The organism is Pseudomonas sp. 9_2_1, from assembly GCF_059295275.1.
In genome coordinates this window covers 4,314,825-4,334,652 of record NZ_CM181239.1, presented here as the reverse complement: position 1 = coordinate 4,334,652, position 19,828 = coordinate 4,314,825, and the positions used below count along the sequence as shown (strand labels likewise).

The 19,828-nt window shown below is 62.9% G+C and carries 15 protein-coding genes; 10 read left to right on the top strand and 5 right to left on the bottom strand.

Translation table 11 applies throughout. From position 1 onward, the window contains the following. Nucleotides 1-68: 68 nt before the first annotated feature. Complete coding sequence (locus AC5O5I_RS19740; RefSeq protein WP_172224938.1) at nucleotides 69-1,994, bottom strand: transglycosylase SLT domain-containing protein; 1,926 nt, start codon at nucleotides 1,992-1,994, stop codon at nucleotides 69-71. A 221-nt stretch (nucleotides 1,995-2,215) separates the two neighbouring features. On the opposite strand from AC5O5I_RS19740, the gene AC5O5I_RS19735 reads away from it, so the two are divergent. Continuing rightward, nucleotides 2,216-4,144, top strand: a complete 1,929-nt coding sequence (locus AC5O5I_RS19735; RefSeq protein ID WP_172285874.1) for an ATP-binding cassette domain-containing protein — start codon at nucleotides 2,216-2,218, stop codon at nucleotides 4,142-4,144. Nucleotides 4,145-4,268: 124 nt separating this feature from the next. Here the strand turns inward: AC5O5I_RS19735 and AC5O5I_RS19730 are convergent, their stop codons facing one another. Further along, nucleotides 4,269-4,709 carry a universal stress protein gene (locus AC5O5I_RS19730; protein WP_172225638.1) on the bottom strand — a complete coding sequence of 147 codons (441 nt, stop codon included), beginning with the start codon at nucleotides 4,707-4,709 and terminating at the stop codon, nucleotides 4,269-4,271. Between the two features lie 110 nt (nucleotides 4,710-4,819). Here AC5O5I_RS19730 and AC5O5I_RS19725 point away from each other — a divergent pair, with 110 nt between their 5' ends. The 7 genes from AC5O5I_RS19725 to AC5O5I_RS19695 all read left to right on the top strand — a co-directional run bounded on the left by AC5O5I_RS19725 (nucleotide 4,820) and on the right by AC5O5I_RS19695 (nucleotide 13,223). Then, nucleotides 4,820-5,257 (top strand): hypothetical protein, encoded by a 438-nt coding sequence (locus AC5O5I_RS19725; RefSeq protein ID WP_172225636.1) that lies wholly within the window; start codon nucleotides 4,820-4,822, stop codon nucleotides 5,255-5,257. Nucleotides 5,258-5,744: 487 nt separating this feature from the next. Then, nucleotides 5,745-7,892: a fatty acid oxidation complex subunit alpha FadB gene (gene fadB / locus AC5O5I_RS19720; RefSeq protein WP_172225634.1), complete on the top strand. Its 2,148-nt coding sequence runs from the start codon at nucleotides 5,745-5,747 to the stop codon at nucleotides 7,890-7,892. A gap of 31 nt (nucleotides 7,893-7,923) precedes the next feature. Continuing rightward, a complete protein-coding gene (fadA, locus tag AC5O5I_RS19715) occupies nucleotides 7,924-9,099 on the top strand; it encodes an acetyl-CoA C-acyltransferase FadA (RefSeq protein WP_172225632.1) in 1,176 nt (391 codons plus the stop codon). A 76-nt stretch (nucleotides 9,100-9,175) separates the two neighbouring features. After that, nucleotides 9,176-9,427 carry a DUF1653 domain-containing protein gene (locus AC5O5I_RS19710; protein WP_172225629.1) on the top strand — a complete coding sequence of 84 codons (252 nt, stop codon included), beginning with the start codon at nucleotides 9,176-9,178 and terminating at the stop codon, nucleotides 9,425-9,427. A 100-nt stretch (nucleotides 9,428-9,527) separates the two neighbouring features. Then, nucleotides 9,528-12,137, top strand: a complete 2,610-nt coding sequence (topA, locus tag AC5O5I_RS19705; protein ID WP_172225626.1) for a type I DNA topoisomerase — start codon at nucleotides 9,528-9,530, stop codon at nucleotides 12,135-12,137. A gap of 286 nt (nucleotides 12,138-12,423) precedes the next feature. Further along, nucleotides 12,424-12,939, top strand: a complete 516-nt coding sequence (locus tag AC5O5I_RS19700) for a DUF6586 family protein (RefSeq protein ID WP_494511410.1) — start codon at nucleotides 12,424-12,426, stop codon at nucleotides 12,937-12,939. A gap of 50 nt (nucleotides 12,940-12,989) precedes the next feature. Beyond that, nucleotides 12,990-13,223 (top strand): hypothetical protein, encoded by a 234-nt coding sequence (locus tag AC5O5I_RS19695; RefSeq protein WP_003248777.1) that lies wholly within the window; start codon nucleotides 12,990-12,992, stop codon nucleotides 13,221-13,223. 50 nt (nucleotides 13,224-13,273) lie between these two features. Here AC5O5I_RS19695 and sulA read toward each other — a convergent pair whose 3' ends face one another. Both sulA and lexA read right to left on the bottom strand, forming a co-directional pair. Beyond that, nucleotides 13,274-13,750 carry an SOS-induced cell division inhibitor SulA gene (gene sulA, locus AC5O5I_RS19690; protein WP_172225620.1) on the bottom strand — a complete coding sequence of 159 codons (477 nt, stop codon included), beginning with the start codon at nucleotides 13,748-13,750 and terminating at the stop codon, nucleotides 13,274-13,276. A gap of 13 nt (nucleotides 13,751-13,763) precedes the next feature. Then, the gene (lexA, locus tag AC5O5I_RS19685) at nucleotides 13,764-14,372 is read right to left on the bottom strand and encodes a transcriptional repressor LexA (protein WP_172225617.1); all 609 of its coding nucleotides are present in this window, start codon (nucleotides 14,370-14,372) and stop codon (nucleotides 13,764-13,766) included. Nucleotides 14,373-14,587: 215 nt separating this feature from the next. Between lexA and AC5O5I_RS19680 the strand changes: the two genes are divergently transcribed. Continuing rightward, on the top strand, nucleotides 14,588-15,295 hold the full coding sequence (locus AC5O5I_RS19680; RefSeq protein ID WP_172225614.1) for a TetR/AcrR family transcriptional regulator: 708 nt from the start codon (nucleotides 14,588-14,590) through the stop codon (nucleotides 15,293-15,295). Nucleotides 15,296-15,378: 83 nt separating this feature from the next. Continuing rightward, on the top strand, nucleotides 15,379-16,377 hold the full coding sequence (gene nagZ / locus AC5O5I_RS19675) for a beta-N-acetylhexosaminidase (protein WP_172225642.1): 999 nt from the start codon (nucleotides 15,379-15,381) through the stop codon (nucleotides 16,375-16,377). A gap of 133 nt (nucleotides 16,378-16,510) precedes the next feature. Here nagZ and AC5O5I_RS19670 read toward each other — a convergent pair whose 3' ends face one another. Next, nucleotides 16,511-19,828, bottom strand: coding sequence for a DEAD/DEAH box helicase (locus AC5O5I_RS19670; protein ID WP_494511409.1), 3,318 nt, complete (start codon nucleotides 19,826-19,828; stop codon nucleotides 16,511-16,513).

Below are 19,828 nucleotides of genomic sequence, written 5' to 3'. Positions count from 1 at the left end.
CGAACACATGTGCCTTACCTGTGGGAACTGGTTTGCCGGCGACAGGGCCGGTACAGACTCAGGAAGCCTTACATGTCATCGAAATACCGCTCATGCCAGTCCACCAGCGGCTGCGGTGAGTTGAGCTTCTGCCCGTAGATCACCGAATACGACAGCACGTTCTGCACATACTGGCGCGTTTCGTCGAACGGAATCGACTCTACCCACACATCGAAGCTCAGGTGCTTGGCGCCTTTGAGCCACTGCCGCACGCGGCCGGGCCCGGCATTGTACGCCGCCGAGGCGAGCACCCGGTTGCCGTTGAACTGGCTGTGCACCTGGCTTAGGTAGGCCGCGCCCAGCTGGATGTTCTTGTCCGGGTTGAGCACCTGTGCCGGTGACGCCAGCGGAATGCTGAACTTGCGCGCGGTTTCCTTGGCCGTGGCCGGCATCAGCTGCATCAGGCCGCTGGCGCCCACCGGGGAGCGTGCGTCCTCCATGAAGGCACTTTCCTGGCGAGTGATGGCGAATACCCAGCTCGAATGCAGGCCGCGGACCTTGGCTTCGCGCACCAGGGTGTCGCGGTGGGCCATCGGGAAGCGGATGTCCAGGTCGTCCCAGTATTGCGCCTGGCTAATGGTACGGATGGCCGGGAAGTACCAGCGCAGGTCATAGCCAAGGCGTGCCTGGGCAACCATTTCGTCACGGCTGAAGTGGCGGCTGACGTGGTACCACTCGCGGCGGCCTTCGACGATCTGGCCGCGCGCGTGAAACTCCAGTGCACGCTGGATGCCCGGCGTGTTGCGTACCTTCTTGACCAGTTGCGGGCTCAACACCAGCGGCTTGTTGTTCAGCTGGTACGGCGTTTGCGCCCGGTCGGCAGCGAGGAAGCCATAAAAGTCGCGCTCGCGCGCCACGGTCTTGTACAGCAGCGGGATCTGCGGGTTGTTCGGCTGGGCCAGCTCCAGGCTGCGGGCCTGCCAGTATTTCCAGCGGCTGCTGCTGGCCAGGTCCTGAGGCAGGCGCCTGGTCAGTTCGTAGGCGTCTTCCCAGCGGGCCAGGCGCAGCAGCAGGCGCAGGCGCCATTCGCTGACGGTGTTGTCACGCAGTTCCGGGTCGTAGCGGGTCATCAGGTCGAGCGCGCGCGGGTCGTAGCGGCGTGCCAGGGTAAGGCCGATTTCACGGGCGATGGCGACCTTTTCGTCACGGGAGAAGTGCATGCGCTGGGCGTAGTCGTCGAGCAGCGCCATGGCCCGCTCCGGGTCCTGCCGAGCCAGGCGACGCAGGCCGAGGCTGACCACGTCGGACATCGCTTCGTTGACCGGGGTAAAGCGCGACGGCTGGTTGAGCAGTTCGGGCTTCTGCGCCACGTCGACCAGCAGGCGCCCCTGCGGGCCGAGGGTGGTCAAGGTCTTGACCAGGTTGTTGGCCAAGGCGTAGTTGCGCGCCTGGGCGGCCAGCTTGGTGCGTTCCCAGCGCTTGGCCTCGGTCAGCTGGCCTTCGGCTGCCCACATGCCGAACAGCGTGTCACACGCGGCAGGTTGCGACTTGCCGACGCTCCACAGCTTGTTGGCGGTGGCGTACCCCTCGGCCCGCAGGCCGTGGCTGAGCTGGTACTGGCCGTTGAGGCAGTCCAGTTCAGTGAAGTTGAGCTTGGGGTCGTAGTACTTGACGAAGGTATCCCACTCGCCGCGCTCGGCCAGCCAGCGCAACCAGCGCAGTTTCATCCAGTTGGCCTGGGGCAGGTCGCCATGCTTGGCCAGGAAGCCTTCGATCTCCTGGTTGCTGGCGCTTTTAAGGCGTGCGGTAAGCTCGTCGTAGGCCAGATACGGCGTCAGCGGGTAGTCGCTGAGGGCTTGGGCGTAACGCAGGTACGGGCCTTTGTCGCCCTTGGCCAGCGCACGCTTGGCCTCGTCATAGTACTGGCGTTGCGAGGCAAGGTCGGTGGCCTGCGCCGCGCAGGTGGCAGCGGTAAGCAGCAGGCAGGATGCAATATGTAACAGGCGGCTGCGCATGATACGTCCGGGCAGTTGAACCATGGGGAAGTGACGGCGGAGCCAGCACTGTTGGAAGCGATTGCCTTAGCTTAGCCGTTTGCCGGCAGCGGGTGAAAGCACTGTGCTTGTATCGGGATATTAAGTTCGACCAAATGTCGCCAGGCGCTGGCCGGTTGCCCTGGCGGATGCCGTCGGGGGCCAAGTCAGGTAGAATGCGCGCCCGATTTATGGAGACCAACATGACCCTGCTCAAATTCAGCGATGTGTCCCTCGCATTCGGCGCCATGCCGCTGCTGGACAAAGTGTCCTGGCAGATCGCTCGTGGTGAGCGGGTGTGCATCATCGGCCGCAACGGCACGGGCAAATCAAGCATGCTGCGCCTGGTCAAGGGCGAGCAGAAGGGCGACGACGGTGAAGTCTGGCGTGCCCCGGGCCTGAAGATCGGCGAACTGCCGCAGGAACTGCCGGTGGCCGACGAGCGCACAGTGTTCGATGTCGTGGCTGCAGGCCTGGACGGCGTTGGCGAGCTGCTGGCGCAGTTCCATCACCTGAGCATGAATATCCAGAACGACGAAGACCTGGAAAAGCTCATGCACGTCCAGCACGAGCTGGAAGCCCGGGATGGCTGGCGCTTGCAGCAAGTGGTGGAGAGCACCTTGAGCCGCCTGCAGTTGCCGGCCGACAAAACCCTGGCCGAGCTGTCCGGTGGCTGGCGCCGCCGTGTGCTGCTGGCCCAGGCGCTGGTGTCCGAGCCCGACCTGCTGCTGCTCGACGAGCCGACCAACCACCTGGACATCGGTGCCATTGCCTGGCTCGAAGAGGCCCTGCGCAGCTTCAACGGCGCGGTGCTGTTCATCACGCACGACCGGTCCTTCCTGCAGAACCTGGCCACCCGCATCCTTGAACTGGACCGTGGCGGCCTGATTGACTGGAACGGTGACTACGCCAGCTTCCTGGTGCACAAGGAGGCCGCACTGGCCGCCGAAGAAACCGCCAATGCGCTGTTCGACAAGCGCCTGGCCCAGGAAGAAGTGTGGATTCGCCAAGGCATCAAGGCGCGCCGCACCCGTAACGAAGGCCGCGTGCGTGCGCTGAAGGCCTTGCGTGTGGAGCGTGGCGAGCGCCGCGAGCGCCAGGGCAAGGCCAACATCCAGATCGAGTCGGCGGAAAAGTCCGGCAAACAGGTCATGGTGCTGGAAAACGTCAGCTTCCATCACGCCGAAGGGCCGATGCTGGTCAAGGACTTTTCCATGGTCCTGCAGCGTCAGGACCGTATCGGCCTGCTGGGCGCCAACGGTACCGGCAAGACCACCTTGCTCAAGCTGATGCTCGGCGGCCTGGAGCCTACTTCGGGCAAGGTCGAGCGCGGCACCAAGCTGGAGGTGGCCTACTTCGACCAGATGCGCCACCAGCTCGAGCTGGAAAAGACCGTGATCGACAACCTGGCCGAAGGCCGTGACTTCATCGAGATCGACGGCCAGAACCGGCACGTGCTGAGCTACCTGGGCGACTTCCTGTTCAGCCCTCAGCGTGCCCGCACGCCAGTCAAGGCATTGTCGGGTGGCGAGCGTGCGCGCCTGCTGCTGGCCAAGCTGTTCAGCAAACCGGCCAACCTGTTGGTGCTCGACGAACCGACCAACGACCTGGACGTGGAAACCCTCGAGCTGCTTGAAGAAGTGCTGGCCAACTACAAGGGCACCGTGCTGATGGTTAGCCACGACCGGGCCTTCCTCGACAACGTCGTCACCAGCACGCTGGTGTTTGAAGGCGAGGGCAAGGTGCGTGAATACGTGGGCGGCTACGAGGACTGGATTCGCCAGGGCGGCTCGCCGAAACTGCTGGGCGTGACCGAGAGCAAGGGTGGCAAGTCCGAGCTCAACAGCGCAGTGGTCGAGAAAGTCGAGGACAAGCCCGCGCCAGTTGCTGCAGCGGTGGCGGAAGACGCTTCGAAGAAAAAGCTCAGCTACAAGCTGCAGCGTGAGCTGGAGATGCTGCCGGGGCAGATCGACCAGGTCGAGAAGCGCATGGCAGAGGCCCAGGAAGAAGTGAATGCGGCGGGCTTCTACCAGCGGCCGATCGCAGAAACCTCGGCGGTGCTGGCGAAGATCGAGAAACTGCAGGGCGAGCTGGATGCCCTGGTAGAGCGCTGGGCCGAGCTGGAAGGCTGATAGTCGTCAGCCGGAGCTGGCCCTTCGCCGGCAAGCCAGCTCCCACAGGTACACCACAGGTTTCAAGCCGTGTGGTATCCCTGTGGGAGCTGGCTTGCCGGCGATAGGGCCGGGCCAGGTCAAGTCATTCCTTCTTCAGCAACCGCACTGCCAAGACATCGCACGGCGCACCATGCAGCACGTCATTGGCGGTGGAGCCCAGCAGCAATGCCAGGCCATGGCGGCCATGGCTGCCGACCACGATCAGGTCGCACTTCTGGTCCTTGGCCAGCTGGTGGATTTCCTGGCGCGGTTGGCCGTAGGTCAGGTGCGAATCGCCGCGCTGTATGTCCGGGTATTTGTTGAACAGGCGGTCCATGCGCTCCTTGGCCTGATCGAACTGTTGCTGTTGCAGCTGCGACAGGTCCATGGGCACGTCGCCACCGAATGCCATGGCCATCGGCTCGACGATATGTACCAGCGAAACCTTGGCATTCGAAGGTTTGGCCAGCGCCATGGCGCGCTTGATCACCGGGTCGCATTCTTCGGTCAGGTCGACGGCGACCAACAAATGTTCGTATTGCATGAGCGGTACTCCTGGCAATCGCGATAGAAGAAGTATGGTCGCTTTCGGGCGGGTCTTCCGTGAAAAATGGCTAACCAGCTCATTTGCAACGCTTTATGGGAACTACTGATATGACGGTATTACTGGTGGTGTCAATCCTTGCGCTGATTCTCAGCCCGCTTTCCTGGTTGCGCAGTTCGCGCAAGCAGAGCGAGCAGATGAAGCTGCGCCTGGAAGCACGGCGCATGGGCCTGGCCATGCAGCTGGCGCCGCAGCAGTGGCCGCACTGGCTGGAAAAGGAGCCGCCAAGCCCTTGTCCGCAGTACCACCGGGCACGCCGCCGCGGGCATGAGGACAGCTTCAGCTTCTGGCAGATCAGCCCGGGTGTGTGGTGGAACCAGTGGCGCGAACCCTGCGAAGACCCTCGCTTCATGGAGGCCTTGGGGCGCTTGCCCGCGAGCGTCTACAAGGTCGAGGCCGATGCGCGGATGATCGCCCTGTATTGGACCGAGCGTGGGGATACGGCTGTATTGCAGGATGTTGCCTACGTCCTTGAAACCTTGTCCTGACATTCCATAACGACAAAGCGGCGGCTTGGCTGAGCCCCTGAAGGGGTGGGGTGCCAAGTCGCCGCTTTGCGTTCTGCTGCGCAGAAAAGGCCAGGCAGGCCGGGTATTCATTCAAGCAAGTGGCAGTGTAGCCGCCAACGCTTGTCGCGCAAGCTGATGGCTGCAACGTGTTCTGCTGCGCGTGGTCAATCGCTGACATGAATGCTCGGCGATCACTGTCATCATGTTTTGTACCAGGACGATACAAAATGACCGGAAAGTCGCGTTTTCGCCGTGCTCGCGAGCATTTGACAACGCCGGTCTTTTCGGAGAATGTGTGCACACCCAAATCAAACGGGCGTATGAATTGAGCGTTTGTATGTCATCTCGCCAAGCCATACTCCCGACTAGCGCGCTGACGGGTGTGCCTGGGGCAGGGCAGCTAGGCCTGCTTCTGCTGCAGCGATCGGCGTGTACTGTTCAGCTTCCATATCGTGGAGATCAGTTGATGATTTACGAAGGTAAAGCCATCACGGTTAAGGCTCTTGAAAGTGGCATCGTCGAGCTCAAGTTCGACCTCAAGGGTGAGTCCGTCAACAAGTTCAACCGCCTGACCCTGAACGAGCTTCGCCAGGCCGTCGATGCCATCCAGGCCGACGCCTCGGTCAAGGGCGTGATCGTCAGCAGTGGCAAGGACGTGTTCATCGTCGGCGCCGACATCACCGAGTTCGTCGACAACTTCAAGCTGCCCGAGGCCGAGCTGGTCGCCGGCAACCTGGAAGCCAACCGTATCTTCAGCGCCTTCGAAGACCTCGAAGTGCCGACCGTCGCCGCCATCAACGGTATCGCTCTGGGCGGTGGCCTGGAAATGTGCCTGGCGGCCGACTACCGGGTCATGTCCAGCAGCGCCAAGATCGGCCTGCCGGAAGTCAAGCTGGGGATCTATCCGGGCTTCGGCGGTACCGTGCGCCTGCCGCGCCTGATCGGTTCGGACAACGCCATCGAGTGGATTGCCGCCGGCAAGGAAAACCGTGCCGAAGACGCGCTGAAAGTGGGTGCCGTCGATGCCGTGGTCGCCCCTGAGCTGCTGATGGCCGGTGCCCTCGACCTGATCAAGCGCGCCATCAGTGGCGAGCTGGACTACAAGGCCAAGCGCCAGCCGAAGCTGGAAAAGCTCAAGCTCAATGCCATCGAGCAGATGATGGCCTTCGAGACCGCCAAGGGCTTCGTCGCCGGCCAGGCTGGCCCGAACTACCCGGCCCCGGTCGAAGCCATCAAAACCATCCAGAAGGCCGCCAACTTTGGCCGTGACAAGGCCCTGGAAGTCGAAGCCGCAGGCTTTGCCAAGCTGGCCAAGACCTCGGTTGCCGAAAGCCTGATCGGCCTGTTCCTGAACGATCAGGAGCTCAAACGCAAAGCCAAGGCCCATGACGAGATCGCCCATGACGTGAGACAGGCCGCCGTGCTGGGCGCTGGCATCATGGGGGGCGGCATCGCCTACCAGTCGGCGGTCAAGGGCACTCCGATCCTGATGAAGGACATCCGCGAGGAAGCCATCCAGCTGGGCCTGAACGAGGCTTCCAAGCTGCTCGGCAACCGCGTCGACAAGGGCCGCCTGACCCCGGCCAAGATGGCCGAGGCGCTCAATGCCATTCGCCCGACCCTGTCCTATGGCGACTTCGCCAATGTCGACATCGTCGTCGAAGCCGTGGTCGAGAACCCCAAGGTCAAGCAGGCCGTGCTGGCTGAAGTGGAAGGTCAGGTGAAGGACGATGCGATCCTTGCCTCCAACACCTCGACCATCTCCATCAACCTGCTGGCCAAGGCGCTCAAGCGTCCGGAAAACTTCGTCGGCATGCACTTCTTCAACCCGGTGCACATGATGCCGCTGGTGGAAGTGATCCGTGGCGAGAAGTCCAGTGAAGTGGCGGTCGCCACCACCGTGGCCTACGCCAAGAAAATGGGCAAGAACCCGATCGTGGTCAACGACTGCCCGGGCTTCCTGGTCAACCGCGTGCTGTTCCCGTACTTCGGCGGTTTTGCCAAGTTGGTCAGTGCCGGTGTCGACTTTGTACGTATCGACAAAGTCATGGAAAAGTTCGGCTGGCCGATGGGCCCGGCGTACCTGATGGACGTGGTCGGCATCGACACCGGCCACCACGGTCGCGACGTGATGGCCGAGGGCTTCCCGGACCGCATGAAGGATGAGCGCCGTTCGGCCGTCGACGCGCTGTACGAGGCCAACCGCCTGGGCCAGAAGAACGGCAAGGGCTTCTATGCCTACGAGACCGACAAGCGCGGCAAGCCGAAGAAGGTCTTCGACGCTACCGTGCTGGACGTGCTCAAGCCGATCGTCTTCGAGCAGCGCGAAGTCACCGACGAAGACATCATCAACTGGATGATGGTGCCGCTTTGCCTGGAAACCGTGCGCTGCCTGGAAGACGGCATCGTGGAGACGGCCGCCGAAGCCGACATGGGCCTGGTCTACGGTATTGGCTTCCCTCCATTCCGCGGTGGTGCGCTGCGTTACATCGACTCGATCGGTGTGGCCGAATTCGTCGCCCTGGCCGATCAATACGCCGACCTGGGGCCGCTGTACCACCCGACCGCCAAGCTGCGTGAAATGGCCAAGAACGGCCAGCGCTTCTTCAACTGAGCGGTCAACGAGCTAGAGCGAGAGATTTGATATGAGCCTGAATCCAAGAGACGTGGTGATTGTCGACTTCGGTCGCACGCCCATGGGCCGCTCCAAGGGTGGCATGCACCGCAATACCCGCGCCGAGGACATGTCGGCGCACCTGATCAGCAAGCTGCTGGAGCGCAACGACAAGGTCGACCCGAAAGAGGTCGAGGACGTGATCTGGGGCTGCGTCAACCAGACCCTGGAGCAGGGCTGGAACATCGCCCGCATGGCCTCGCTGATGACCCAGATCCCGCACACCTCGGCGGCGCAGACCGTCAGCCGCCTGTGCGGCTCGTCGATGAGCGCGCTGCACACCGCTGCCCAGGCGATCATGACCGGTAATGGCGATGTGTTCGTGATCGGTGGCGTGGAGCACATGGGCCACGTCAGCATGATGCATGGCGTCGACCCCAACCCGCACCTGTCCTTGCATGCTGCCAAGGCATCCGGGATGATGGGCCTGACTGCGGAAATGCTCGGCAAGATGCACGGCATCACCCGTGAGCAGCAGGACCTGTTCGGCGTCCGTTCGCACCAGCTGGCCCACAAGGCCACGGTCGAAGGCAAGTTCAAGGACGAGATCATCCCGATGCAGGGCTATGACGAGAACGGCTTCCTGAAGGTGTTCGATTTCGACGAAACCATTCGCCCGGAAACCACCCTCGAAGGCCTGGCGTCGCTGAAGCCGGCGTTCAACCCGAAAGGCGGCACCGTCACTGCCGGTACCTCGTCGCAGATCACCGACGGTGCTTCGTGCATGATCGTCATGTCCGGCCAGCGTGCCATGGACCTCGGGATCCAGCCATTGGCGGTGATCCGCTCGATGGCGGTGGCCGGTGTCGACCCGGCGATCATGGGCTACGGCCCGGTGCCATCCACCCAGAAAGCCCTCAAGCGTGCCGGCCTGACCATGGCCGATATCGACTTCATCGAGCTCAACGAAGCCTTCGCTGCACAGGCCCTGCCAGTGCTGAAAGACTTGAAAGTGCTCGACAAGATGGATGAGAAGGTTAACCTGCACGGCGGCGCCATTGCTTTGGGCCACCCGTTCGGTTGCTCCGGTGCGCGAATTTCCGGCACCCTGCTCAACGTCATGAAGCAGAATGGCGGTTCCCTGGGGGTGGCGACCATGTGCGTCGGCCTCGGCCAAGGTATCACCACTGTCTTCGAACGCGTCTGATCGCGTAGCGGGACAGCAACCGGGGCCTTGTGCCCCGGTTTTGTTTTTTCAGGTTTTAATCAAGAGGGTGGGCAACATGCAGATACAACCAGGCGTTTACCGGCATTACAAAGGGCCTGAGTACCGTGTCTTCAGTGTTGCGCGGCACTCCGAAAACGAAGAGTGGATGGTGTTCTACCAATGCCTGTATGGTGATTACAGCTTCTGGGTGCGCCCCCTTTCGATGTTCCAGGAGTCCGTCGAGGTTGACGGCGAGCAGGTGCCACGCTTTGCTTTGGTCAAGGCCGAAGAAGGGCTGCCTGGGCTGCTGGGCAAGTCGCACGAGTGAACTTCCGCGCTTGACCTCACTCTTTTGCCACTATATATAGCGGTGCCGCGTCTGGCACCTGACGCGTTTTTCATCTTCAGATTCAGGAATACTCCGATCCATGGGCAAATCGCTGGTCATTGTGGAATCCCCGGCCAAGGCCAAGACCATCAACAAGTACCTGGGCAACCAGTACGTGGTGAAGTCGAGTATCGGCCATATCCGAGACCTCCCCACCAGCGGTTCGGCCAGCGCGAGCAAAGAGCCGGCCGCCAAGCGTGGCAAGGCTGCGGGTGAGGCTCCGGCGCTTTCGCCGAAAGAAAAGGCTCGTCGCCAGCTGGTGGCACGCATGGGCGTGGACCCCGATCACGGCTGGAAGGCCAAGTACGAGATCCTGCCCGGCAAGGAAAAGGTGATCGAAGAACTGCGCCGCCTGGCCAAGGATGCCGACACCATCTATCTCGCAACCGACTTGGACCGCGAAGGGGAAGCCATTGCCTGGCACCTGCGCGAAGCCATCGGCGGCGACGACACCCGCTACAAGCGCGTGGTGTTCAACGAAATTACCAAGAAGGCCATCCAGGAGGCGTTCTCGCAGCCTGGCGAGCTGGACATCGACCGGGTCAACGCCCAGCAGGCGCGGCGTTTCCTTGACCGCGTAGTCGGCTACATGGTTTCGCCGTTGCTGTGGTCGAAGATCGCCCGTGGGCTGTCCGCTGGCCGTGTGCAGTCGGTGGCGGTGAAGCTGGTGGTCGAGCGTGAGCGGGAAATCCGCGCGTTCATCCCTGAAGAATACTGGGAAATCCACGCCGACCTCGGCACCGCGAAAGACGCCAAGGTGCGGTTCGAGGTGGCGCGCGAGAAGGGCGAGGCGTTCAAACCGCTGAACGAAGCCCAGGCCATGGCCGCGCTGGCAAAGCTCAAGGCTTCCAGCTACAGCGTGGTCAAGCGCGAAGACCGCCCGACCAGCAGCAAGCCGTCGGCACCGTTCATTACCTCCACCTTGCAGCAGGCAGCCAGTAACCGCCTGGGCTACGGGGTGAAGAAGACCATGATGATGGCCCAGCGCTTGTATGAGGCCGGTTACATCACCTACATGCGTACCGACTCCACCAACCTGTCGGCCGACGCACTGGACATGGCTCGCAGCTACATCGAGCGTGAGTTCGGCAAGCAATACCTGCCGGAAGCGCCACTGGTCTATGGCAGCAAGGAAGGCGCCCAGGAGGCGCACGAAGCAATTCGTCCTTCCGACGTGAATACCCACCCGACCAAGCTGACTGGCATGGAGCGTGACGCCGAGCGTCTGTACGAGCTGATCTGGCGCCAGTTCCTGGCCTGCCAGATGCCGCCGGCGCAGTACCTGTCCACCAGCGTCACCGTGGCCGCCGGCGACTTCGAGCTGCGTGCCAAGGGCCGTATCCTCAAGTTCGACGGTTATACCCGCGTGCTTCCGCAGCAGAGCAAGCCTGGCGAAGATGACGTGCTGCCAGAAATGGTTCAGGGCGAAGTGCTGAAGCTTATGCAGATCGACCCTAGCCAGCACTTCACCAAGCCGCCGGCGCGCTTCACCGAAGCCAGCCTGGTCAAGGAAATGGAAAAGCGCGGCATTGGCCGTCCCTCGACCTACGCCGCGATCATCTCGACCATTCAGGACCGTGGCTATGTGACCCTGCACAACCGCCGGTTCTACTCCGAGAAAATGGGTGACATCGTCACCGAGCGCCTGTCGGAAAGCTTCTCCAACCTCATGGACTACGGCTTCACCGCCGGCATGGAGGAGAACCTTGACGACGTGGCCCAGGGCGAGCGTGACTGGAAGAACGTGCTCGACGAGTTCTACGGCGACTTCAGCAAGAAGCTGCAGACGGCTGAGTCCAGCGAAAACGGCATGCGTGCCAACCAGCCGACCATGACCAACATTCCGTGCAAGGAGTGTGGCCGGCCGATGATGATCCGCACCGCTTCCACCGGTGTATTCCTCGGTTGCTCGGGTTACAGCCTGCCGCCGAAAGAGCGCTGCAAGGCCACCGTCAACCTGGTGCCGGGCGACGAGATCGCCGCTGATGACGAAGGCGAGTCGGAATCCCGGGTACTGCTGGGCAAGCATCGCTGCCCGATCTGTGCCACAGCGATGGATGCCTACCTGCTGGACGAGAAACATAAACTGCACATCTGCGGTAACAACCCTGATTGTGTCGGCTATGAGATCGAGGAAGGCAGCTATCGCATCAAGGGTTACGAGGGGCCGAGCCTGGAGTGCGACAAGTGCGGCAGCGAGATGCAGTTGAAGACCGGCCGTTTTGGCAAGTTCTTCGGTTGCACCAACCCGGCGTGCAAGAACACCCGCAAGCTGCTCAAGAGTGGCGAGGCGGCGCCACCGAAGATGGACAAGGTGGACATGCCGGAACTCAAGTGCGAAAAGGTCGACGACACTTACGTGTTGCGTGACGGTGCTTCGGGGTTGTTCCTGGCTGCCAGCCAGTTCCCCAAGAACCGCGAGACCCGCGCGCCGCTGGTGCTGGAGATCGTGCCGCACAAGCATGAGATCGATCCGAAGTATCACTTCCTGTGCGATGCGCCGCAGAAAGACCCCGACGGCCGCCCGACGGTGATCCGCTACAGCCGCAAGACCAAGGAGCAGTATGTGCAGTCCGAGGTCGATGGCAAACCGACCGGGTGGAAGGCGTTTTACGACGGTAAAGCGTGGAAGGTTGAAGACAAGCGCTGATCTGACGGCGTTGTAATTGGGGCCGCTTCGCGCCCCATCGCCGGCAAGCCAGCTCCCACAGGTACAGCGCAGGTCTCGGGCCTGATGCAAACTCTGTGGGGCTGGCTTGCCGGGGGTGGGGCGCAAAGCGGCCCCAATCATTTAAACCGGCTCTAACAGGTACAGCGCAGGTCTCGGGCCTGATGCCCTCACTGTGGGAGCTGGCTTGCCGGCGATGGGGCGCAAAGCGGCCCCAATCATTTATGATGCGTGTATTCGCCTTGCAGCCCTATGGGAGGGCATAGAAATGGCCCAGGAACTCTACACCCGCACCAACCAGAAACTGTTCTTCGCTGGCCTGGCCCTGGAGTCCATGGCCAAGGCCGAGCAAAGCCAGGCCATGAACGCCCAGGGCCTGGTCCAGGCCGAGCGCGAGTCGGCGCTGTTCCACCTGAACGGCGCGTTGCTGGGGCTGTGCCATGAAATCGGTGGTTACTACCGCCTGCCGGTGGCCGCAACGGTCGAGCAAGCGCTGGCTGACGACGCGTTGAATGGCATCGCCATCCCTGAAGTGGCCGAACTGCTGGAACTGGCCCGTCAGCGCGAAACCTGGCTGGCGCAAATGCTCGGTGCTTATGCCGATTTGTTCCGACCACCGGTCGCCAGGAAAGCACCGAAAACCGACGTCACCCAGCCACTGATCCAGGCCGTAAATCTCGATGAGCCCGAACACCCCGCCCTATCACGTGCCGAGCTGGAAAGCTGGCGCAACAACCTCAAAGGCTTGGTGAGACGATTCCGCGACGCGTTGAGTGAGTGCTGACAGGCGCTGCGGCTGGTACAATATTCGCCTTTCGCGGAGAACTGCCATTTATGTCTACGTCTTTTCTGGAAATTGTCGAGTTGCCTGATGGCCGCATCGAACTGCGTCGCGCTGAGGATGAGGGCTCCCTGGTAACCCTGGATTTCTCTGAAGACGCCAAGGTATTCCTGCAGGGTCAGCACGTGGAGGTGGCCAAGGCCATGCTCAGTGTCGGTGTGCAGATGGCCGGTCGCCTGATGGATGGCGAGCTTGAGCGTGATGAAGGCCCACGTGTGCTGCATTGATCATGCAGCTCGGTATCAGGCTTTTCGAAATAACAGGCAAAGCCTGAACATCAGCCGAGGCGGATGTTCAGGCTTTGTGCGTTTCCGGCGCTGGCAGCGCGCAGCAATTGCTGGCGTGCAGTCGCGTTGACGCTGCCTAACCAGCTGACGACGGTGTGGCTGCGGCCCAGGCGCAAGGCTTCGCAGGCCAGTTGCAGCGGGCTCTGATTGCCGCGAGGTTGCAGCAGCAGAATGCGTTCACGGTTGAGTCCGGCATCGCGCAGCCAGGCCTGGGTCAGGCTCGACGGCGGGGCGATCAGGGTTAGCCAGCGGGCCTGGTCTTCTTCGCTCAGCTCGCGCAGCACGGGTGCCAGCAGGCTGTGGCAGTGGCCGGGGGCGCCGCGCAGTGTCAATTCGCTGAACAGCTCGGGCTGAATGTTCTTGCGTGCCAGCTCGCTGGCTTTCAGGCCGGGTAGCACGGGCTGTGCGAGAAATGCTTCGAACAGTGGCAACTGGGCCTGTTCGGGTGCGTGAATGAACTGCTGCATGACGCCTCCTGGATCAGCGGCGTATGACGCCGACGCTCAAGCCCTCGATCACCAGTTCCTGCTCTTTCAGGTCAACTTCGATGGGGGCGAATTCGGGGTTTTCGGCAAGCAGCCAGACTTTGCTGCCTTCACGCTTGAAGCGCTTGACGGTAACTTCGTCGCCGATACGGGCCACGACGATCTGGCCGTTGCGGGCTTCGCGGCAGGTGTGTACCGCCAGCAGGTCGCCGTCGAAGATGCCGACGTCCTTCATGCTCATGCCGTGGACGCGCAGCAAATAGTCGGCCTGGGGGTGGAAGAAGGCGGGGTTGATATTGCAGGATTGCTCGATGTGCTGCTCGGCAAGGATCGGCGCACCGGCCGCAACCCGGCCAATGATTGGCAGGCCGCTTTCTTCGGCCTTGGCTTCGAAGCCCGGGATACGGATGCCACGGGAAGCGCCCGGGGTCATCTCGATTGCACCCTTGCGGGCCAGGGCCTTGAGGTGTTCCTCGGCGGCGTTGGGCGACTTGAAGCCCAGCTTCTGAGCGATCTCGGCGCGGGTAGGCGGAAAGCCGTTGTCTTCCAGGCAGCGCTTGATGAACGCGAGAATTTCGGCTTGGCGTGGCGTCAGTTTCAACATGGTGAGCGCTCTGTCTTTTTGTACAGTGACTGGGATTATATACAGTACTGGATGCGCTGCAAGCCAAAAGGCGTAATAAACAGCGGGCATGGCACTTGCGGCCTGGCGCCTGGCGATTTTAAATGGCGACCGCCCGGTCACCGAACCTTGACAGAAGCAGGGCTGAAACGTATGTTTCAAACACCTGTTTGTCTGGCGGAGTAGTCGGAGTAGTCATGGCCCAATCGGAAACCGTTGAACGCATTCTCGATGCTGCCGAGCAGCTGTTCGCGGAAAGGGGGTTCGCCGAGACCTCGCTGCGGCTGATCACCAGCAAGGCCGGGGTCAACCTGGCGGCGGTCAACTATCACTTCGGCTCCAAGAAGGCGCTGATCCAGGCGGTATTCTCGCGCTTCCTCGGCCCGTTCTGCGCCAGCCTCGAGCGTGAGCTGGAACGCCGCCAGGCCAAGCCCGAGCAAAAGCCGACCCTTGAAGACCTGCTGGAAATGCTGGTCGATCAGGCGCTGGTCGTGCAGCCACGCAGCAACAATGACCTGTCCATCTTCATGCGCCTGCTGGGGTTGGCCTTCAGCCAGAGCCAAGGCCACCTGCGGCGCTACCTCGAAGACATGTACGGCAAGGTGTTTCGCCGCTACATGCTGCTGGTCAACGAGGCCGCGCCACGGATTCCGCCGCTGGAACTGTTCTGGCGTGTGCACTTCATGCTCGGGGCCGCCGCTTTCAGCATGTCCGGTATCAAGGCATTGCGGGCGATTGCGGAGACCGATTTCGGCATCAATACCTCGATCGAACAGGTGATGCGCCTGATGGTGCCGTTCCTGGCTGCCGGCATGCGCGCCGAGAGCGGCGTGACCGACCAGGCCATGGCAGCTGCGCAGTTGCGCCCCCGCAGCAAAAGCAGCGCCAGCACCGTCAAGGCTTGAAGGCTGGGCGGGGCAGGGCGCTTCGGCTAAGCTAGCGCCGCTTCTCTTGAGTCTTCAATGAAGGATTACCCATGACCGTCAGCCTGCAAGGCTCCCTGATGGTGGATGTCGCCGGTAAATGGCTGACCGCCGAGGACCGCCACCTGCTGCGCCAGCCCGAAGTGGCCGGCCTGATCATCTTTGCCCGCAACATCGACAGCCCGCGCCAGGTACGCGAACTGTGTGCGTCGATCCGTGCCATCCGCCCTGAGCTGATCCTGGCCGTGGACCAGGAAGGTGGTCGCGTGCAGCGCCTGCGCCAGGGCTTTGTGCGGCTGCCGGCCATGCGTGCACTGGCCGACAACGCCAACGCCGAGTACCTCGCCGAGCAATGCGGCTGGTTGATGGCAACCGAGGTCCTGGCGGTTGGCCTGGACCTCAGCTTTGCCCCGGTGCTGGACCTTGACCATCAGCGCAGTGCGGTGGTCGGCAGCCGCGCTTTCGAGGGTGACCCGCAGCGCGCCACGCAACTGGCCGGTGCATTCATTCGCGGCATGAACGCCGCCGGCATGGCTGCGTGTGGCAAGCACTTCCCAGGGCACGGCTGGGCCGAGGCCGATTCGCATGTCGCCATCCCGACCGATGAACGCAGCCTCGCGCAGCTGCGCCAGGCTGACCTGGTGCCATTCGCCCGTCTGAGTGGGCAGCTGGCAGCGGTGATGCCGGCGCACGTCATTTATCCGCAGGTCGATAACCAGCCGGCAGGTTTCTCGCGGCGTTGGCTGCAGGACATCCTGCGCGGTGAGCTGGGCTTTGACGGGGTGATCTTCAGCGATGACCTGTCGATGGCGGGTGCCCATGTGGTTGGCGATGCGGCCAGCCGTATCGAAGCGGCGTTGAGCGCGGGTTGTGACATGGGCCTGGTCTGCAATGACCGGGCGGCAGCAGAGCTGGCGCTGAGTGCGGCTCAGCGCATGAAGGTCAAGCCGTCGCCGCGGATTGCGCGGATGCGCGGGCAGGGCTTTGCGCGCACCGATTATCGCCAGCAGCCGCGATGGCTGGAGGCGTTGGGGGCGTTGAAGGAAGCGCAGCTGGTCGATTGATCTTCCCGGCCTCATCGCCGGCAAGCCAGCTCCCACAGGTGTGGCAGCGCATTCGAGGTTGATGCAGGCTTGCACCAGCCTCTTCGCGGGTTCAGCCGCGAAGAGGCTGGTACAGGCAACTGAGACTCAGGCTCTACCGCCCGCGCTTCCCAGGCAGCGGCGCAAACAGTGCCTCGATTTCCTCATCCCCCATCCGCCACTGCCCGGCGTGCCCGCCATCCAGCAGGCTGGCCGCCAGTGCAGCTTTCTCCTGCTGCAACGCCTGGATCTTCTCTTCCACCGTCCCCCGGGTGATCAGCTTGAACACGAACACCGGCTTGTCCTGGCCGATGCGGTAGGCGCGGTCGGTGGCCTGGTTTTCGCTGGCCGGGTTCCACCACGGGTCGTAGTGGATCACCGTGTCCGCAGCTGTCAGGTTCAAGCCCACGCCGCCTGCCTTGAGGCTGATCAGAAACACTTCGCTGTCGCCCTGCTGGAACTGCTGCACCGGTGTGCGCCGGTCGCGGGTATCGCCGGTCAGCAGGCTGTAGCGAATGTCGCGTTTCTCCAGCTCTTGCTGGATCAGCGCGAGCATGGAGGTGAACTGCGAGAACAGCAGAACCCGGCGGCCTTCGCTGAGCAGCTCCTCGAGCATTTCCAGCAACGCGCCCAGCTTGCCCTTGTCGGCCTGGTTGCCTTTGCTTTCCACGCCCTTGACCAGGCGCAGGTCGCAACACACCTGGCGCAGCTTGAGCAGCGCATCGAGGATCACGATCTGGCTGCGCGCAGCGCCATTGCGGGCGATCTCGTCGCGGACTTTCTTGTCCATCGCCACCCGCACCGCTTCGTAGGTGTCGCGTTGGGCATCGCTGAGCTCGACCCAGTGCACCATCTCGGTCTTGGCGGGCAGTTCGGTGGCCACCTGTTCCTTGGTGCGACGCAGCAGGAACGGGCGGATGCGCATGACCAGGTGGGCCAGGCGCTCGGCATCGCCATGGCGTTCGATCGGGTTGCGGTAATCCTGGTTGAAGCGCTTCAGGTCGCCAAGCCAGCCGGGCATCAGGAAGTGGAAGATCGACCACAGCTCGCCGAGGTTGTTTTCCATCGGCGTGCCGGTCAGGCACAGGCGCTGGCTAGCCTGCAGTTCGCAGACGGCGAGGGCGGCCTTGCTGGTACTGCTCTTGATGTTCTGCGCTTCGTCGAGCACCAGCACATGCCACGGCTGTGCGCGAAGCTGCTCGAGGTCGCGCGGCACCAGGGCGTAGGTGGTCAGCACCAGGTCGTATTCGTGCAGGTTGGCGAAGTGCTTGCTGCGCCCCGGCCCGTGCAACGCCAGCACCCGCAAGCCGGGTGCGAAGCGTTGGGCTTCGTCGAGCCAGTTCGGTATCAGGCTGGTGGGCATGACTGCCAGGGCCGGTGCGCTCAGGCGCCCGGACTCCTTTTCCAGCAGCAGGTGGGCCAAGGCCTGCAAGGTCTTGCCCAGGCCCATGTCGTCACCGAGGATGCCGCCGGTGTCCATCTCCCGCAGCGCCTGAAGCCAGTTCAGGCCCTGCTGCTGGTAGGGGCGCAAACTGGCGTGAAGCCCGGTGGGTGGCGCCACCTGAAGGTCGCGGGCATCGCGCAGGCGGCGGCCCAGGTCGCGCACGTGCTCGCCCCCTTCCCAGCGCAGGGCCAGGCCGTCGATTTCGTTCAGGCGCGCGGCGTCGGCACGCTCCATGCGCAGCGACGGGCCTGGGGTGTGTTCGTGCAGGTAGAGCTCACCCAGCGTGGCCATCACGGCCTTGACCCGGCCGTAGGGCAGGGCAACACGCAGGGCCGGGGTGTCGACGCGGCCGCGGTTGAGGTCGAGCAGCAGGTGTTCGTCGTCGCTGCGTCGGGCCAGTTCGCTGGGGCGCAGCAGTTCCGGGCTGCTGCGCAGCAGTTGCAGCACGATCGGCAGCAGGCTGTGGCGCTGGCCATCGACCACGATGCCGAGTTCCAGGTCGAACCATTCATGGCCGGGCGCTTCGTCGATGGTGGCGTACCAGTCGTCCACCTCCTGCAGGTTGAAAGCGAAGTCGCGGTGGATGTCGATGGCCCAGCCCGCGTCGCGCAGGCGTGGCAGGCCTTCGCGGGCAAAGTGCAGCCACGCTTCGTCGTCGGCTAGCTGGTACATTTCGCCGGCGCTGTCGGGCAGAGCCTTGCTCTGCCGGGTGGCGGCCTTGAAACCGAAATCGCGCAGCAGCTTGCGCAGCGCCTGCTCGGCCTGGGGCTGGCGGCGGATGCGCTGGCTGGTACTGCCCGCCAGGCGGGTCAGCGGCTTGTCGTCGCTGCCGCTGGCGTGCAGGCCGTCGTAGTTGAACGCCAATGCGGCCCGATGTTGCATTTGCCGCTGCATGCGACCGGTTTTCGGCATGTAGGCGGTGTATTCGAGGCTGCCGAGGGCCAGCAGGGGCGTCGGCGGGATATCGTCCAGCAACTGTTCCTGCACTTGCGTCGGGGTTGGCACGTTGTGGCTAAGGGCATTGAGCTTGTGGCTGAGCGGTACTACCAAGTGCTCGGGTACATCGGGCGCAATGGTCAGCTGCACGGCAACGTGCGGATCAAGGCTGTGCTCGACCTTGCCTACCTCTTTTGTCATGACATCGAAATAGTAGAGCGGCAACAGGGGGATGACGCAGCGCAGCATGTCCTCGCCGTTGTACCAGAGGCCTCGGTAGTTTCCGTTGTTCTGGCGCACCCAGCGAAACTCGCCACGGCGCACGGGGCCTTCATGCAGCAGCTCACGTGTGGGGTCGAAGAACATGCGCCCGGTTTCAAGGGCGCGCTGGAACAACTCGCCACCTTCATGGCCCTTCAGCTTGTAGCCGCGATCCTGGCCGCCGCCCTGATTCAGGGCCGAGAGCAGGCGCAGAATGCGGGTGTCTTCTTCCGTCACGAAGCGCGGGGGCTCATAGAGAAAGTCGTAGAGCGACTGCACGCGGCTGAAGCGGATGCCTTCTTCGGTCCGCGTGCCCTTGCGCACCTGCAAGGCGCAGCCGGCATCATCGACCAGCTGCAGCTCATAGCAAACCATGCGCCCGCGTTTGTCCTCGGTCGAGGCGGCTTTGGGCGGGGCCTGCTCCAGGCCGTTCAGCCAGTGTTGCAGTTCGGCAGGCAAGCTGGCCTGGCTGACTGGCGTGGTTGCACTGCCGTGGGAGTGAGGGGTGATGGAGAACAGTGCAGCCGCACAATGCTTGCAATTCTTTCTTACCGGGCAATCGCACTCGCCGTGCACATGGCAGCGGCCACCCGCCACGCGCAGTTCGATGGTTTGCCGGTAGTGGTTGTCGCCGCTGCCCTGGCAATTGGCGACCACTGTCGGCCCATAAATGCCCTCCAGTTCGACCCTGCCTTCCTCGGCATAGCGTTCTCCTCGCTGCAGGGCCGCCGCGCTGAACGATTGGGTCCAGTTCGGATAGGCGTTCGCCAGCTCGGCGGCGTCGTGTTTCAT

What these genes read in the sequence shown, in the direction of transcription:
- AC5O5I_RS19740 (WP_172224938.1), bottom strand. Translation starts at nt 1,994, where the DNA reads ATGCGCAGCCGCCTGTTACATATTGCATCCTGCCTGCTGCTTACCGCT.
- AC5O5I_RS19735 (WP_172285874.1), top strand. Translation starts at nt 2,216, where the DNA reads ATGACCCTGCTCAAATTCAGCGATGTGTCCCTCGCATTCGGCGCCATG.
- AC5O5I_RS19730 (WP_172225638.1), bottom strand. Translation starts at nt 4,709, where the DNA reads ATGCAATACGAACATTTGTTGGTCGCCGTCGACCTGACCGAAGAATGC.
- AC5O5I_RS19725 (WP_172225636.1), top strand. Translation starts at nt 4,820, where the DNA reads ATGACGGTATTACTGGTGGTGTCAATCCTTGCGCTGATTCTCAGCCCG.
- fadB (WP_172225634.1), top strand. Translation starts at nt 5,745, where the DNA reads ATGATTTACGAAGGTAAAGCCATCACGGTTAAGGCTCTTGAAAGTGGC.
- fadA (WP_172225632.1), top strand. Translation starts at nt 7,924, where the DNA reads ATGAGCCTGAATCCAAGAGACGTGGTGATTGTCGACTTCGGTCGCACG.
- AC5O5I_RS19710 (WP_172225629.1), top strand. Translation starts at nt 9,176, where the DNA reads ATGCAGATACAACCAGGCGTTTACCGGCATTACAAAGGGCCTGAGTAC.
- topA (WP_172225626.1), top strand. Translation starts at nt 9,528, where the DNA reads ATGGGCAAATCGCTGGTCATTGTGGAATCCCCGGCCAAGGCCAAGACC.
- AC5O5I_RS19700 (WP_494511410.1), top strand. Translation starts at nt 12,424, where the DNA reads ATGGCCCAGGAACTCTACACCCGCACCAACCAGAAACTGTTCTTCGCT.
- AC5O5I_RS19695 (WP_003248777.1), top strand. Translation starts at nt 12,990, where the DNA reads ATGTCTACGTCTTTTCTGGAAATTGTCGAGTTGCCTGATGGCCGCATC.
- sulA (WP_172225620.1), bottom strand. Translation starts at nt 13,750, where the DNA reads ATGCAGCAGTTCATTCACGCACCCGAACAGGCCCAGTTGCCACTGTTC.
- lexA (WP_172225617.1), bottom strand. Translation starts at nt 14,372, where the DNA reads ATGTTGAAACTGACGCCACGCCAAGCCGAAATTCTCGCGTTCATCAAG.
- AC5O5I_RS19680 (WP_172225614.1), top strand. Translation starts at nt 14,588, where the DNA reads ATGGCCCAATCGGAAACCGTTGAACGCATTCTCGATGCTGCCGAGCAG.
- AC5O5I_RS19670 (WP_494511409.1), bottom strand. Translation starts at nt 19,828, where the DNA reads ATGAAACACGACGCCGCCGAGCTGGCGAACGCCTATCCGAACTGGACC.